The organism is [Clostridium] clostridioforme AGR2157, from assembly GCF_000424325.1.
GTDB lineage: Bacteria > Bacillota > Clostridia > Lachnospirales > Lachnospiraceae > Enterocloster > Enterocloster clostridioformis_A.
On sequence record NZ_KE384165.1, the window covers coordinates 64,581 to 80,259 of the forward strand.

Genomic DNA, 15,679 nt, shown 5'->3' on the forward strand with positions numbered 1-15,679 from the left:
CTTTTTTGTTGTTCTGATACATACCATATGTATCATTTATACATAAACCCATTCTCCTTCCCCAGGAGAGCGGACTTAAGTTTCCCAATTTACATCAGCCATACCTTCTGATTCGTTGTCGATACGGATATGGCCCCGGCTGACAGGGCTGCCATCACGTCTTCCTTGTCTGATATAAGTCCCCCCGCTATGACAGGCACCTTCACCAGTCTGCATACCCTGCGTATCACCTTGGGCATGAGTCCCGGAAGTATCTCTATGATGTCTGGCCTGGCCACGCTCATCTGTTTCTCGATGTTTTCAAACGCCATGGAATCCAATACAAAAACCCTCAGCGTGGTATACAGGGACAGCTCCCTGGCCCGCTTTATCAGGGCCGGCTTTGTAGAGATTATTCCGTCCGCGCTGGTATTATTCCTGATAAAATCCACTGCAACCTCTTTGCTGCTGAGCCCTGTTATCAGGTCAATATGTACCATGGCTACTTTGTCTGACTCTTTAATCTGTTTGACAATGGCGCTGATATTGCAGATATCCCCAAAGAGGATGAACACCACCTTAATCTCATCTCTTTTGCAGCAGGCGTCAAGACCCTCCATGTCCTTCACTGCCGCTATGACCGGATTCACTTCAATCAGGTCATATAATTTCTGATCCATCGGTATCCCCCCTCACATAATTTCACCACTAAAAAGAGCATAGTTTTAAATCAACATTTCTGTCGTTTCACTATGCTCTCATCATCTCAGCAACTTTATTCGCCTGTTTTCATCTGTTTCCAATATAGCACATTGCACATACAAATTCAATAGAGGATTTTCTTTTCTTGCATAATATACAATTTCTAATCAATTTGAGCACTTTTTTCATTAATATTCAACAACTTTTCAACACTGTTTTACCATTTTTTAGTTATTATTTTAACAAAGTGACGATTTCATCTATGGTCTTGCTCCCCATCACAATCCTGCTGTCATTTATGATCATCATAGGCACCCGTTTAATATCATATTTGGCCACCAGGTCATCGTAAAGGGCCGCGTCAATCATCTCAGCCTCAATATTCGGATTCAGGAACGCAATCTGCTGGCAGGCTGTCACTACCAAAGGACAGTGATGGCACGCAAGGGACACGCATATCTTTATATTCGTCCTCTTATCCAGCCGCTCAATCTTCTTTCTGGTACCCTTTGGCACCTCCTGTCCCGGCCCTGCCAGGTTATAGACAGCCAGCACAAAGGAGTTGATTTCCCTGCCTCCGGGCACCCCGTGAAAAGCAGCCCGCCCATAGGCCCCGTCCTTATACAGTCCTGTTACCGGCAGCCACGCCGTATTCAGTTCCAGCACCTGGTCCGCCTCATCCGGCCCGTATAACTCCAGCTCCAGGTTAGGGCTTACAGAAACGATTGCCCTGAGAAAGGAGGCCATCTCCCTGTCCTTTTCCCCGGACAGGTCCACCACAGCCCTGATTGTCACCCTTTTCTCCATCCTGCCAAAGATACCGGCCAGCTGCTCCTTAAGTCCCTGGTCCACCAGGCTGCTTTCTCCTGGAATCGTATTCAAATCAATCGTAACATCCACCTCCCTACAGCATTCCCACCAAATCCAGGCTGGGTGTCAGCGTCTCTTCTCCCGGCTTCCACTTTGCAGGACACACCTGGTCTCCATGTTCCTCCACGAACTGGGCGGCCTGAACCTTGCGCAGCAGCTCCCGGGCATTCCGGCCGATTCCCATGTCATGAATCTCATATGCCTTAATCCTGCCTTCCGGATTCAGGATAAAGGTACCCCGAAATGCCTGGCCTTCCTCCTCGTCCAGCACGCCGAACTCTCTGGCAAGCTTCCCGGCCGGATCTCCCAGCATGGGATAATGTATCTTTTTGATGGTATCCGAGGCATCCGCCCATGCCTTATGGACAAAATGGGTATCCTCCGACACCGAGTAAATCTCACACCCGGCTTCCTTAAATTCCTCATAAAAATCAGCCAGGTCCCCTAACTCCGTAGGGCACACAAAGGTAAAATCAGCCGGGTAGAAAAAAAATACAGACCAGTGTCCCAGTGTGTCCTCCCTGGTCACATCCATGAACTTTCCCTGATAAAACGCCTGTACCTTAAATTCCCCGATGGTCCTGTTAATCAGATTCCCCATAAAAATGCTCCTTTCTCCAATTGTTAAGACAACAACTCCAGTTTCCTCATAAATTAACTGACTTTTCTGATATCAGTTTGATTGTAGCACAAGTTTTTGGCGAGGACAAGGGGGATGATATGGGGATACGCCGCGGTTGTCACTAAAAACACTCCTGTCAGCGCCCCCTGCGCATCTGCCGCACCAGCATCTTTGTTTCTCTGTCCACACGAAAGGACTCTGTAATCTTCTGGAGCGCTTTATTGTAAGTCCAGTCGTCCAGGCTGATTTGCTTTAGGTATTCCATTACCTGGTCCGGGAATTTGATGAAATAGACAGAGACGGCCCAGGCTACGGCCATCTTGGCATAGTAACCTGTATGATGGACGCCGTCCAGCAGTTTTAGGGCGCGGTCCAGATGGTCCAGGTCTGTGTAATGGGATAACAGCATGACGGTTCCAAAGCGCAGCTTGTATTCCTCGCCGGATTGGAAATAAGGCTGGATGAACTGCCAGACCTCTTCCTTGTAACGGCCGGTGATTTTAAGGGAGCCGCAGAAAATGTCGCACACTGCCCAGTTATTGATGGCCGGGACGAAGTCGGTTATGTATTCCCTGGCCGTATCCCAGTCACGGCAGCCTCCGCAGATACATAGCCCCCATATTATCATTTCATCGTAGAGAACGCCGCCTGTTCCCTGGCCCATTTCCTTCCAGGCACACGATACCTCTTTTATGTATTCCTGCCATCCGCTCTTTTTCAGGTCTTTTGCGATTCCACGTAGCACAGGTGTGCGCACTCCCATGATGCCGGTGATTCCCGGCAGAAGCCGGCAGTGGAATTCCCGGTACTCCGGGTCTGATGATTCTTCCAGTTTTATTCTTACGGTTTCACGTATGGTTATCTTCTCAGCCATTTTAATCTCCCGGTTTAAATGACAATGCTCCGCTGGGTTAAAGCGTGTTTTAGCCCTGCTTTCCGACGCGCTTTAGAGCAGAAATTCACTGAGTACAAAGTTGCTTACATCCATTCCCCATTCGGTCAGGGATATCCAGACGCCCTCGCGCTTTAAGAGTCCGCCCGCAATGAGCCGCTCTATTACAGGGCCGTATATGCCTTCTATTTTGACTCCGAACATGGATACGAAGTCTATCTCTGATATGCCCTTTGTCATGCGAAGTCCCAGGAACATGAATTCCTCCATTTTGGCTTCCCTGGTCAGTTCCTCCACAGGGCCTCTGAGAAGGGAAAGGGCTGAGGAGCCGCCTTCTTCGGAAAAATCCAGGTGCAGATAGGCGTCCAAATCACGCTCGTTGGAGAAACGTGTTCCGTTCATTGAGGAGGACGATCCCAGGCCCAGACCCAGATAGGGGACTTCCCTCCAGTAGCCTGTATTGTGCAGGCACTCCCTGCCAGGCTTGGCGTAATTGGATATCTCGTAACGGCCGTATCCCTGTTCAGCCAGAAAGGTCCTGGTAAAATGATATATGCGGTTCTCTGTCTCCTCGTCCGGAAGGGCGGGATAAAGGGCCGCTCTTTTTCCGGGAACGGGAGCCTGCTCCGTATGGCGGCCGCCCCGCGGGTGCAGAAAGCAGACATCATCTGTTTTAAGTCCGTCCCCCTCATCTTCCCGCTTTTCATAACGGTCCCAAAAGGGTGTCCCCTCCTCCACAATAAGGCTGTATGCGGATATGTGCTCCGGTTTCAGCATGGTCACCTTCTTAAGGGTGTTCTTCCAGCTCTCCAGTGTCTGGCCCGGAATGCTGCTCATCAGGTCCACATTCACGTTGGTGAACCCGGCCATGCGGGCGCACTGGTAGCTCTTCAGGAATTCCTCAAAGGTATGGATTCTCCCCAGGTCCTTAAGTTCCTGGTTGTCCGCGGACTGAAGGCCAATGCTCAGCCGGTTGATTCCTGCCGCACGGTAGATGTGAAGCTTGTTCTGAAGCAGCGTGCCGGGATTGACCTCAATGGTAATTTCGGCGTCTCCCGCTATGTCAAAATTCCTGTTCAGAGCCTGCATGATGTCCCTGATAAGACATGGTTCCATAACAGAAGGAGTGCCTCCTCCTATGAACACGGTCTTGACCTGGTATTCACGGCAGCAGGCACCCTGGACTTCTATTTCCCTGATTAGTTGTTCGGTATAAGCCTCATGGACAGACGCCAGCGCCCTGAAGGACAGGAAATCGCAGTAAAGACATTTCCTGGCGCAAAAGGGCACATGGACATACAGCTCCAAGGGCTTCCTCTGTAAGCTTGCCATGTTATGATTTATCCCACCTATTTATTCGTCATCCAGCTTCAGCACACTCATGAATGCCTTCTGCGGAATCTCTACATTTCCAATCTGGCGCATGCGCTTTTTGCCTTCCTTCTGCTTCTCCAGCAGCTTTCTCTTTCGGCTGATATCGCCGCCGTAGCACTTGGCCAGCACGTCCTTGCGGACAGCCTTCACTGTCTCCCTGGCAATGATCTTGCCTCCGATGGCTGCCTGGATCGGTATCTCAAACAGATGTCTGGGAATCTCATCCTTCAGCTTCTCGCACATCTTTCTGCCCCGTTCATAGGCGGAATCCGCATGTACGATGAAGGAAAGGGCGTCCACCTCCTCACGGTTCACTAGGATATCCAGCTTCACCAGGCTGGAACGCTCATATCCCTTGAGCTCGTAGTCAAAGGAAGCGTATCCCCTGGAACGGGACTTAAGGGCATCGAAGAAATCATAGATGATTTCATTTAAGGGCAGCTCGTATTTCAGAAGGGCGCGGGTGGTCTCGATGTATTCCATGCCCAGGTAATTGCCCCTGCGCTCCTGGCAGAGCGTCATAATTGAACCTACAAATTCCGTGGTCACCATAATTTCCGCACTGACGATTGGCTCCTCCATGTACTCGATTTCCGTAGGATCAGGAAGGTTGGACGGATTAGTCAGCTCCATCATCTCGCCCGTGGTTTTGTGCACCCTGTATACAACGCCCGGGGCCGTTGTCACCAGGTCCAGGTTGTACTCGCGCTCCAGACGCTCTTCTATGATTTCCAGGTGCAGAAGCCCCAGGAAACCGCAGCGGAATCCAAAGCCCAGGGCAATGGATGTCTCCGGCTCGTAGAACAGGGAGGCGTCGTTGAGCTGAAGCTTTTCCAGCGCATCCCTTAAGTCATTGTACTTGGCTCCGTCCGCCGGATAGAGGCCGCAGTATACCATGGGCGTGACCTTCTTGTAACCTGGAAGGGGTGAGGCGCAGGGGTTGTCCCTGGACGTCACCGTATCGCCCACGCGTGTATCCCGTACATTCTTGATACTGGCAGTGATATAGCCTACCATGCCGGCGCTCAGCTCTTCACAGGGAATGAACTGGCCTGCGCCGAAATAACCCACCTCCACCACATCCTCCTCGGAGCCGGTGGCCATCATGCGGATGGGGGTTCCCCTTCTCACGGTTCCCTCCATGATGCGGCAGAATATGATGACTCCCTTGTAGGAATCGTAGGTGGAGTCAAAGATAAGGGCCTTTAAAGGGGCCTCGGGGTCACCTTTTGGGGCTGGTATCTTGTGGACTATGGCTTCCAGCACTTCTTCTATATTTACGCCAGTCTTTGCTGAAATGTGGGGGGCGTCGCTGGCATCCAGGCCGATGACATCCTCGATTTCCGCTGCCACCCGCTCCGGCTCCGCGCTGGGAAGGTCGATTTTATTGATAACCGGAAACACATCCAGGTCATGGTCCAGGGCCAGGTATACGTTGGCCAGGGTCTGGGCCTCGATTCCCTGGGAGGCATCCACCACCAGTATGGCGCCGTCGCAGGCAGCCAGGCTTCGGGATACCTCGTAGTTAAAATCCACGTGTCCCGGGGTGTCTATCAGATTGAAAATGTACTCATTTCCATCCTGGGCCTTATATACGGTACGGACTGCCTGGGACTTGATGGTGATTCCCCTCTCCCGCTCCAGGTCCATATTATCCAGTACCTGCTCCTGCATCTCACGGCTGGTGAGAAGCCCTGTTTTCTCAATAATACGGTCAGCCAGGGTGGACTTGCCGTGGTCAATGTGTGCTATGATGCAAAAATTGCGAATTTTACTCTGGTCAACTGTTGGCATGCTTTATCCTCTTTCTGTGGTATTTCTTCACCGGAAGCTTGCGTGCATCCATATGGAAAACGCTTCCGTTCGCTTACTGAATTATACTATCTTTTCTATTTCCTTGCAACACCATATCCAGAAGTTCTGACAGGGGCTCCATGGCGTTTAAAGCCTCCTCATACGTGTTTGTCTGGGCTCCCACCTCGATCAGGCTGGACTTGGGACGCAGGTGTTCATTGTACCGAAGGCCCTTAAGGTATATCTTGCGGGTAAAGCCGGGATAATAGGCGGCGGCTCCCAGCTGCATCTGGAGGCTGAATGCCAGGTTATCCTCCCGGTATGGATTCTGCAGGTACTCAATAGGACCCTCCGGCGTCTGGCTCAGTCCGTTGAAAAACATAATCTGCGCCGTGTCCCTGCCATCCACCTGGGTGACCAGATGCAGGTTTTCCCCCACCCCGTCCCTGTGGATATCCAGCACCACCTCGATGGAGGGATTCTGCTGCAGTATGTTCGTAATTCCTTCCAGAGCGTAATTATAGGCCTTGCTCCGGTCCAGCTGGCCGTTTTTCAAGTCATAAACCGATTTGTCGTGGTATACATTGTAACCCTTGGCCTCCAGAAGCCGGGTCAGGTAGTCCCCCACGCCCACCACGGTCTGTCCCGGGCCGGAATCCTTATAGGCCTCCTGGGAATGGGTGTGGTAAATAAGTATCTGTGGCTTGGAGTCATCCCCCTTCATGGTCATGTCACGGCTCAGCAGGTCCTTGGCATTCATCAGGTCACGGCCCGCCGTGGTGGAGGTATGGACACTGTAAAAATGTTTTATGAGGAAATCGTAATCCATCAGCTGTTCCAATACATATGTATTGCCGGTAATGGGGCGCTCCAGTGTACCCGTTATGGTCTCCAGGGACTGGTTTGCCCCCTGTAATCCGGATGTTCCCATACTTCCCGCTCCGGCTGCCAGGTCCTGGCCCTGGGTACTGTCTGCTCCGGCAGCGCCCGCATCGGCAGTTCCCCCGCCCTGGACATTTCCCCCGCCCTGGATATTTCCCCTGTCCTGGGCAGTTCCTCCTGCGCCAGCTCCAGCGCCTGCTTCTCCTGAGGCCAGGATTCCTGGTTCCTCCGGAGTCTGCTGGCCGGATTCTTCATTGCCATACCAGGCAAGATACTGGTGTTCTTCATAAAATGTTTTTACCGCATTGTATTTGCGGTAAGCAGGATCCGGGTCATTGACGCCTGCATTGCCTCCCCAGTCATCCGGCCATGGGCCTGACACCACGGCAATATTTGCCGGATGGGCCTGGTTCCATATGGCTTCCACCAGCCATTGTCCACCTGCGCATATCATATCTCTGCAATCATTCTTTGTTATGCTTCCCGCGGCCCGGCTGATAAACCGGCCCCACAGGAGCATAAGCAGTATAAGGACCGTGCCGGCCAGAAACCGGCGCACGAGCCGGTCCACGCCTCCACGTCTTATTCTCATCAATTCATTCACCTGTCATCATACTATTATTATGATATGCAGGAACGCAAAGGATATTGCTTGTTTCGTAACCTTACGGAAAAACAGCCTGATGGATGCCCTCGGATATGGTGAAGCTTAACTGCTTCACGGACTGGTCAATATCCGGAGGAGTGACGTAAAGAGGACCGAATTCCGGCTCCAACAGCTCCCGTATGAGCTGATACTGCCCGTCCGGGTCCATTTCCTCGATCCAGCTCCCGGTTCCCCTGGTGCTCTCATTTTCCGCCAGCACTCCCACAAGGGCGGAGACGGTATCATGGACAATGGCTGCCGCCCCCACTACAGTGGGGACCCCAATGGCCATCACCGGCACTCCCAGGCTTTCCTTCGTCAGGCTGTGGCGGTGATTTCCAACCCCGGAGCCCGGATGGATTCCCGTATCCGTAAGCTGGATAGTTGTCCCCAGACGCCGCACGCTCCTGGCCGCCAGGGCGTCAATGGCAATAATCAGGTCAGGATGGGTTTCATGTATGATTCCCTTTAAAATCTCTGCCGTCTCCATGCCGGTCTGTGCCATGACTCCGGGCGCTATGCCGCTGATGGCGGGAAGCTTCCTGTCCTTCAGGAAGGTGTTTCCATACTGTCCGTCCAGATGCCTTGTTACCTGCAGGTTATCCAGCACCCTGGGGCCCAGGGAATCCGGGGTGACGGAGTCATTTCCCAGTCCTACCACCAGGACCGAGGGCAAATCCTCCTCCCTGTACCCAATCATCTCTGCCATAAGCCTGCGTATCTGGCGGGCCAGTTCTTCCGATATCTCACTGTGGTAATCCTCGTCCGCCTTGGACAGCCGGTCTGCCTCCAGGGTCAGGTAGGTCCCTCTGGGCTTTCCCATTGACTTGGCTCCCTGTTCATTCAGTATCTTTACCTCTGTCAGTTTAAGGCCGCTCTTTTGGTGATGCCATTCCTTGAGCCGGACTCCGGATACGTCTCCGCCTTCTCCCATGGAACTCTCACGCTGTTCCAGCGCCAGGTCCGTCCTTACCTGGAAGGTACCGGACGTGGCCTCATTGACAGCGTTTACAGCTTCATTGTCCTCCATATTCATCCACCTCACATATCATTCTTCCATCAGTTTCTGCGATTATGGCCGGAAATATTCAAAAATTCGCCAAATATGACTTGACATTCCGGGTCAGATTAGCTAGAATACAATAGTATGTTTACATTGAACTGTCCGTGTCCAGGCTTTGATGGAAAACACAAAGATTATAATATGAAGAACGGAGGTGTATTTCATTGGCTAACATTAAATCTGCAAAGAAGAGAATCTTAGTAAACGAGACTAAGGCTGCAAGAAACAAGGCGATCAGATCCAAGGTTAAAACTGCAATCAAGAAGGTTGACGCTGCTGTTGCTGCTGGGGACAAGGCTGCTGCCCAGGCTGCACTGCTGGCTGCTACCACTGAGATTGACAAGGCTGCTACCAAGGGAGTATATCACAAGAATAATGCTTCCCGCAAGGTATCCCGCTTATCCAAGGCTGTTAATTCCATCGCTTAATTTATAGAGATATTCATTGTTAAGGAATTTCAGACACTCTTCCTTCCGGACCAACCCACCGGGAGGTTTTTTTCTCTGAATGTTTATTCTGAATCCCCATTTCATATGATGCATAAAATTACGATTCCGGCCCATACTATCATCGAGGTGATAGATATGGCATCCTACGTTTCCCCGAAAATTCGGGACAAATTCGAAACCCTTTCCGTTGACCTGAAAAACTGCATCCTGGAACGCAATGTGCACCTGGAAACATTGCAGGACCTGATTAAGGTTCTGGATGAAATCGTGAAAGAGGGAAGTTAACAGCATCCAAAGGAGGCAGAATCATGAATCATACCAAGAATCAGGATACAGCGGAAAACAGGGACTGTTCCAACGATACGGACCATGTGAAGAAGGACAAGGGCGCTTATGCAGAGCCCCTGCCTGAGTCTTTCAGGCCGCGCCGTGACGGCCCTGGCGGAGAATAAGGCTTTAAAAGGGAAAATCCCAGACAGATAAGCGGTTGCCTGCTTTTTCTGCCTGGGATTTTTCATTTTTCTTCCGGGTACCGGCTTTACATATTGTTACAAACCAATCATTTCACGTACTTAATATAGGTCAGGGCTGCTTCCAGACATCCTTCCACCCCTGCCAGCCCGCTGTTAAGGCAGATATCATACGCAGCCATATCTCCCCACTGGGTGGTGGAATAATATTCATGGTATGCCTTGCGCCTCTTGTCCACTGCCAGGATGCCGGCCTTGGCCTCCTCTCTGGAGAGTCCGGGACCATTTTAATATTCTATGATAGTAACCGGCTGCGGTCCTTACATATTCTCCTCGTCGTAGCGGGCCCTGATACCGCCGATAAACTTAGGTCTGGTCCTGGCGCATACCACATGGGCGCTTCCTATCTCTTTTGTCTTAATCCGCACAGGGACTGCCACGTCCTTCATGTGCATGCCAATGAGGGTATCGCCTATATCAATTCCCGCATGGGCCTTGATGTGCTCCACTGCCACGGGATGTTCCAGGGTAGCATACGCAGCCGTGGCAAAAGAACCTCCGGCCTTTAGCTGGGGAACCACATTCACCGGTTCATAGCCGTAAGCCTGAGCTGCCTCTGCCTCCAGAATCAGGGCACGGTTTAAATGTTCGCAGCACTGGGCAGCCAGATAGATTCCCTTTGGCTTTAGTGCCTGGTAAAGAGCCGTATACACAGCCATCCCTATCTCCGCGCTTGAGTGGGACCCAATCTTAAAGCTGTCTATCTCGCTGGACGAACAGCCTACCACCAGAATCTGTCCCGGCTTCAGGCGGGCCACCTCCATAAGCTCCTCCAGCACCTGCCTGGCCTGAGCCCTTAAATCTTCCAGTTCAATTGTCTCCATCATATCCATCGCCTTCATTCCTCTTATTTTTATTCATATTTGTTTGCTATGAGCAGTTCCACCGCCAGCCGGTCCTGCAGCTTACCGGTCTTAACGCCTTCCTCGGCATCCACACAGAGATTCACATAGGACAGGATCTGTTCCTTGGTAAATGTCTTGGCCTGCAGCATGATTTTTCCCACCACAAAGGGCTGAAGCTTGAGCCTGGACGCTATGATGCTTTTATCCAACCCCTTTCCCATCAGGTCCTTGACCTGAAGGATTTGATTGAACTGCCTTGCTATCAGAAAAAGGATGCGCATGGGCGGTTCCTTCAGCGTCAGAAGATCCTCATAGAGATCCATGGCCTTGCGGGTCTGCCGTGCCGATATGGCTGTTATCATGTCAAATATCTTATTGGTTACCTGGGTGGTACAGATAGCCTCCACGTCCTCATCCGTGATTACCTCCCGGCCAAGAGTATAGCTTATAAGCTTTTCCAGCTCCGAGCTGATGTTCTCCATGTCATCCCCCGCCTTACTCAGGAAGAATTCCATGGTGCGGCCGGTAATCTTCTTACCGTTTTTAGACAGGATGCCTGCCGCCCATCTGGCAAGCTGGGCCGGTTCCTGATGGCCCAGTTCCGCAGCATAGCCGTATTTCTTCACTGCCTTATATAGTCTGCTCCTCTTGTCCACTTCCGATTCCACAAATACAAGACAGGTGGATTCGGGGATTCCTCCCATGTACTCAGTCAGCTCGTCCGCTCCTGGCCCGCCTTTAAAGAATCCGCTGTCCTCCATAAGTACAAGGCGCTTCTCCGCAAAAAAAGGCATGGTGTCCGCAAGGCCGATGATTTCGTTCACATTCATCCCTTTGCCTTCGAAATAATTATAATTCATGGTATCCCCGCCTGTAAGGGCTTCTCTCAGACGGCTCTTATAACTTTTCTTTAAGAAGGCCTCTTCACCGAACAGAAGGTATACAGGCTTAAATGTGCGGTCTTTTATATCCTGGTTTAATGTCTGCATGTAAAGGTCGTCCTTCCATATCCCGTCAATTGGCTGATGTTTTCCAGTTTCAGTATAACACAGGGCCAGGTGATTTGTCACTAGAGCATGTTTGAAAAGTGCTGCTTAAGGTACAAAGTTTCCTTGTTCATCTCCTGGATTTATAGTAGACTGAAGTCATGGAACATATATATGTAAGGAATTTTGTTCATGCCAAAAAACGGGAGGCAAAAGGAAACTATGGGAGAAGAAAACTTAAAACTGAAAAGGACATCTTGAAAAGTCCCGAAAAAGCCTGTGAAATCAATGGTTTCATGGTAGAGAAAGGCGCTTACTACACCACTACTACACCATTTTTGAAAGAGCCTTGATTGACAAAAAATATTTGTTGAAGCGATTCTGCACTTCAAAATAAGGAAGTTGCATAAGGTATTTTTGGTTGGTGAATTATAAATTAGTAAATCATATTTGACTAAAATTCAGCAATATGTTATAGTTTAGAGAAAGTAAAATGGAGGTAGGCGTATGTTTATTGGCAGAGAGTGTGAGTTAGCTTCCTTGAATAAATTATATACATCAGACAAGTTTGAGTTTGCCGTTATCTATGGTCGCCGTCGAGTAGGCAAGACTGCGCTCATTAATCAATTCATTAAGGATAAAAGAGCGCTGTATTTTATGGGTGTAGAGAGTAATGCTAAACAAAACCTGGAAAACTTAAGTAAAGATATTATGGAGTTTGGTACAGGCATTCGGGCAGAAACCGCTTTTTTATCTTTCCAGGCAGCATTAGAATATGTATTCCGGTTGGCGGAAAAAGAGCGTTTGATTCTGGCCATTGATGAGTATCCTTATGTAGCTCGTTCCTCCAAGAGTTTGGCCTCTACTTTGCAGCTTTTAATTGACAAATATAAGGACAACTCTAAACTAATGCTGATTCTTTGCGGTTCCTCCATGTCTTATATGGAAGATCATGTTCTGGCCTATAAAGCGCCGCTTTATGGCAGGCGAACAGCGCAGATGAAGATCTTACCTTTTGATTTTGCAGATGCCTGTCAATGCTTCAAAAACTTTTCTGCTGAGGATAAGGCTCTGATTTACGGTATTGTAGGTGGTACACCACAGTATCTTTTGCAAATGAATGATCGGTTAAGTGTTGAGGATAATATTAAGAATACATTTCTGAATGTGACATCCTCTCTTTTTGAAGAACCAGAAAATTTGTTAAAGCAGGAGGTACGAGAGCCAGCACTTTACAATGCGATTATTACTGCAATTGCAACCGGTGCTTCCCGCATGGCAGAAATTTCTACTAAGGTTGGGGAAGATAGTAGTGTTTGTGCTGGCTATCTAAAAAATCTGATAGCATTGGGATTGATTCAAAAGGAAACTCCTTATGGTGAAAAGGCCTCCCGAAAGTCAATCTATTCTATTGATGATAATATGTATCGGTTTTGGTACCGGTTTGTGCCGGAAAACAATTCCATTATTGCTCGTGGAGCAGCTGACTTGGCATATAAACGAATTGAACCATATCTGTCGGACTATATGGGCAGGGTGTTTGAGGAAATTTGCAAGCAGTATCTTTGGAAATTGCTTTTGAGCGGTGAATCCCTTGTGGAATTCAAAGAACTCGGGCGCTGGTGGGGAACTGATCCATCTACCCGTAGCCAGACAGAGATTGATATTATGGGGGAGCAGGATAGAAATACCGCGTTATTTGGTGAATGTAAATGGATAAATGAGAAAGTGGATGTGGGGGTATTGGAGACTCTGATAGAACGAAGCCAGTTGTTTCATTATCAAAATGTACACTTATATCTGTTTGCAAAGAGAGGATTTACAAAAGGATGTGTGGATAAGGCGATGGAAACAAGAAATGTCACACTTGTAAGCTATGAAAATATTTTGGATAAGTTGGAAAAAAGTACTAATTAGGCCACTTATAAATGATTTTTAGCGCAAAATGGCAAAATTTCTGCGTAGAAAAAACACTTATGCCAAAGCTGGTATAAGCACAAGATTTCTAATAGCAAGCCCAGCGGCAATGACTTCTTTGCCGTAGGCTGTTGGAAAATATTTATAAGTTCCCTGAACTCGTTCAATGATCCCGTGAAGGCGGAGCCTCTTGAATATTCTGGACATGGCGGAGGAACTGATATCTCCCAGATACTGGCGGATGTCTTTTCCCTGCATTCCAAAAGTCATGTATTCTCCACAGCTGACGGCTTCAAGTACTCGCAGGTCACGCTCTGCAAAGAAATTAAGCCCCCGGTAGGAACGCTCATTTTCCATAATCGGACTGGTGACTTTTGTCAGATTCCCGTTGCCTTTGCTCATGTGAGATAAAGAAGTAAAAGAAGCGTAAAAAATTTTGCCGTTCCTATCCGGCTGACTGCCGGACAGGTCGGGCTTTATGCGTCGGGCAAATCTACCTTGCCGACGAAAGAATAATAGATTTCGATTTCCTGTCTGCGGAGCTTCCCCCGGCGTTTCCCGTCCAATGATTCCGATTCGTGGATAACGATTTTCTCCACAAACTCCCGTAACAGGAGGGGTAAGTTCCTCAAAGCTGGTGTACTTGCGTACCACTTTCATAAACTTTTCAGCGTTTGCCGTGGCTTCCAGTGTCCTTGAAAGCTCGCCCTGCAGAACGGCGGCACGTTCTTTCAGTTCCTTTTGCTCGGCTTCATAGTCTGCCGACAATTCCGTGAAACGCTCGTCCGATATGCGCCCGGTCACGCTGTCCTCATACAGCCGCTTGAAGATAGCGGAGAGTTCCGCAATCCGTTTTTCTGCCGCTTCCAGTTCTTTCTTCTTGGCGGCGTTCCGGCGTTTGCTCCCGTCCTCGGTCTGCTCGGTCAAGAGCTTCATAAACCGTGCTTCATGCTTGGCAGCGTAGCTGGTGACTTGCCGCAGGCTCTCGGTCACTCCCTCGGTCAAAAGGTCAGTGCGGATAAAGTGCGCCGTACAGTCACGGGTGCGCTTCTTGTAGCTGCCGCATATGTAGCAGTCCTGCGCCGCTTGTCCGTCTGATACCTCTGTTGGTACATGACGCTTCCGCAATCCGCACAAAAGAGTATGCCGGAGAACAAGCCCACTTCATCATAGCGGTTGGGGCGTTTGCGCTGCTTGCGTAGCTCCTGCACCCGTTCCCATGTGTCACGGTCTATGATAGGCTCGTGGTGGTTCTCAAAGACTACCTGCTTTTCGGCGGGGTTCTCCTTGCTCTGCTTCACCTTGTAGGACACTTTCTCGGTCTTGAAGTTCACAAGGCAGCCCGTGTATTCCCGGTTTTCAAGGATATGCGCCACGGTGTTGGTCGCCCATTTGCACTCATAGCCGGGGTGGTAGCGGCGTGTGCTTCCCGTCCGGCGGTATTCCAGCGTTCCCGGCGTGGGGGTCTGCTGTTCCCCCCCTACAAATGGAAAGTTGCAATATTACTATTCCAACTACATCATACCGCAGCTTACAGCTGCAAACAAATTTAAAAACATAAAAGAATCATCCTGTTCGTAGATGCACGTGCTATAATGCACATATACGGTATCTGTGTACCACTCTCCATCGGAAACTAAATTTCCCTGCAAGCATTCATACGAAAGGATGACCCTATGAACACTATTTTAGAGCAATACAAAGATAAAATCAACGGTATTTTTTCCTTTTTTGACAGGATTATCATCAAAGGGCATATTTTCCAGCTGTTTTCCCTTTCCGGGCGGAAATATTTCCTTTCCTGCCTTGACGTCCTGCTGAAGGATTTTTCCGCTTACGCCAATACGGTCACGGACGATATCGTCTCCCATGTGGAAAGCATGGCGGCATATGAAAACCGTCCCCTGGTCTACCTGACATCCTCCAAAATCCCAAAAGAGCAGACTGCCCTTGATATTCTGAAAACAAACCCCGTACCGGAAGGCCTTATCTGCATCCTCTCCGTTGTGGAAGGATGCCAGACTTTCCAGCCCCTTAAACAGCCGGACGGAAAGCTGGAACTTAAAACCGTTATGCGTAAATGCAAATACTATTACTTTTATTACCTGGATAAAAATTTCGGCTTCAT

General features: G+C 49.6%; 16 protein-coding genes and 3 pseudogenes. 6 read left to right on the forward strand and 13 right to left on the reverse strand.

Annotation, left to right across the window (positions count from 1 at the left end; genetic code table 11):
- Nucleotides 1-89: 89 nt before the first annotated feature.
- The 8 genes from G614_RS0126035 to gpr form a co-directional block, all read right to left on the reverse strand.
- Nucleotides 90-659, reverse strand: a complete 570-nt coding sequence (locus G614_RS0126035) for a glycerol-3-phosphate responsive antiterminator (protein WP_027644202.1) — start codon at nt 657-659, stop codon at nt 90-92.
- Between the two features lie 256 nt (nt 660-915).
- Nucleotides 916-1,581, reverse strand: a complete 666-nt coding sequence (locus G614_RS0126040; RefSeq protein WP_027644203.1) for a thioredoxin family protein — start codon at nt 1,579-1,581, stop codon at nt 916-918.
- A gap of 4 nt (nt 1,582-1,585) precedes the next feature.
- Complete coding sequence (ahpC, locus tag G614_RS0126045) at nt 1,586-2,152, reverse strand: alkyl hydroperoxide reductase subunit C (RefSeq protein WP_027644204.1); 567 nt, start codon at nt 2,150-2,152, stop codon at nt 1,586-1,588.
- A 157-nt stretch (nt 2,153-2,309) separates the two neighbouring features.
- Nucleotides 2,310-3,047, reverse strand: coding sequence for a DNA alkylation repair protein (locus tag G614_RS0126050; protein WP_027644205.1), 738 nt, complete (start codon nt 3,045-3,047; stop codon nt 2,310-2,312).
- A 72-nt stretch (nt 3,048-3,119) separates the two neighbouring features.
- On the reverse strand, nt 3,120-4,397 hold the full coding sequence (locus G614_RS0126055) for a coproporphyrinogen-III oxidase family protein (RefSeq protein ID WP_027644206.1): 1,278 nt from the start codon (nt 4,395-4,397) through the stop codon (nt 3,120-3,122).
- 21 nt (nt 4,398-4,418) lie between these two features.
- Nucleotides 4,419-6,233: a translation elongation factor 4 gene (gene lepA / locus G614_RS0126060; RefSeq protein ID WP_027644207.1), complete on the reverse strand. Its 1,815-nt coding sequence runs from the start codon at nt 6,231-6,233 to the stop codon at nt 4,419-4,421.
- A gap of 73 nt (nt 6,234-6,306) precedes the next feature.
- Complete coding sequence (locus G614_RS0126065; RefSeq protein ID WP_027644208.1) at nt 6,307-7,707, reverse strand: stage II sporulation protein P; 1,401 nt, start codon at nt 7,705-7,707, stop codon at nt 6,307-6,309.
- 73 nt (nt 7,708-7,780) lie between these two features.
- Nucleotides 7,781-8,791: a GPR endopeptidase gene (gene gpr, locus G614_RS0126070; RefSeq protein ID WP_027644209.1), complete on the reverse strand. Its 1,011-nt coding sequence runs from the start codon at nt 8,789-8,791 to the stop codon at nt 7,781-7,783.
- 197 nt (nt 8,792-8,988) lie between these two features.
- Between gpr and rpsT the strand changes: the two genes are divergently transcribed.
- From rpsT to G614_RS32115, 3 genes are all read left to right on the forward strand, one after another.
- On the forward strand, nt 8,989-9,252 hold the full coding sequence (gene rpsT, locus G614_RS0126075) for a 30S ribosomal protein S20 (RefSeq protein ID WP_002569424.1): 264 nt from the start codon (nt 8,989-8,991) through the stop codon (nt 9,250-9,252).
- A gap of 156 nt (nt 9,253-9,408) precedes the next feature.
- A complete protein-coding gene (locus tag G614_RS29115) occupies nt 9,409-9,558 on the forward strand; it encodes a hypothetical protein (protein ID WP_002569425.1) in 150 nt (49 codons plus the stop codon).
- A gap of 23 nt (nt 9,559-9,581) precedes the next feature.
- On the forward strand, nt 9,582-9,725 hold the full coding sequence (locus tag G614_RS32115; protein ID WP_166430232.1) for a hypothetical protein: 144 nt from the start codon (nt 9,582-9,584) through the stop codon (nt 9,723-9,725).
- Nucleotides 9,726-9,832: 107 nt separating this feature from the next.
- Here the strand turns inward: G614_RS32115 and G614_RS30930 are convergent.
- The 3 genes and pseudogenes from G614_RS30930 to holA form a co-directional block, all read right to left on the reverse strand.
- Nucleotides 9,833-10,024 (reverse strand): annotated as a pseudogene (locus G614_RS30930) (cytidylate kinase family protein); the annotation flags it as partial.
- A 39-nt stretch (nt 10,025-10,063) separates the two neighbouring features.
- Nucleotides 10,064-10,636, reverse strand: a complete 573-nt coding sequence (locus tag G614_RS0126095; protein ID WP_027644210.1) for a TIGR01440 family protein — start codon at nt 10,634-10,636, stop codon at nt 10,064-10,066.
- A gap of 20 nt (nt 10,637-10,656) precedes the next feature.
- Nucleotides 10,657-11,637 (reverse strand): DNA polymerase III subunit delta, encoded by a 981-nt coding sequence (gene holA / locus G614_RS0126100; RefSeq protein WP_027644211.1) that lies wholly within the window; start codon nt 11,635-11,637, stop codon nt 10,657-10,659.
- 158 nt (nt 11,638-11,795) lie between these two features.
- On the opposite strand from holA, the gene G614_RS31650 reads away from it, so the two are divergent.
- Both G614_RS31650 and G614_RS0126110 read left to right on the forward strand, forming a co-directional pair.
- Entirely contained in the window at nt 11,796-11,987 is a 192-nt protein-coding gene (locus tag G614_RS31650; protein ID WP_155245165.1) for a hypothetical protein, read from the forward strand.
- Nucleotides 11,988-12,141: 154 nt separating this feature from the next.
- Complete coding sequence (locus G614_RS0126110) at nt 12,142-13,551, forward strand: ATP-binding protein (protein WP_027644212.1); 1,410 nt, start codon at nt 12,142-12,144, stop codon at nt 13,549-13,551.
- 57 nt (nt 13,552-13,608) lie between these two features.
- Here the strand turns inward: G614_RS0126110 and G614_RS29120 are convergent, their stop codons facing one another.
- Both G614_RS29120 and G614_RS32285 read right to left on the reverse strand, forming a co-directional pair.
- Nucleotides 13,609-13,908: a MarR family transcriptional regulator gene (locus tag G614_RS29120; protein WP_242828234.1), complete on the reverse strand. Its 300-nt coding sequence runs from the start codon at nt 13,906-13,908 to the stop codon at nt 13,609-13,611.
- A gap of 119 nt (nt 13,909-14,027) precedes the next feature.
- Nucleotides 14,028-15,026, reverse strand: a pseudogene (locus tag G614_RS32285) (DUF4368 domain-containing protein); the annotation flags it as partial.
- 201 nt (nt 15,027-15,227) lie between these two features.
- On the opposite strand from G614_RS32285, the pseudogene G614_RS0126125 reads away from it, so the two are divergent.
- A pseudogene (locus G614_RS0126125) lies at nt 15,228-15,679 on the forward strand (hypothetical protein); the annotation flags it as partial.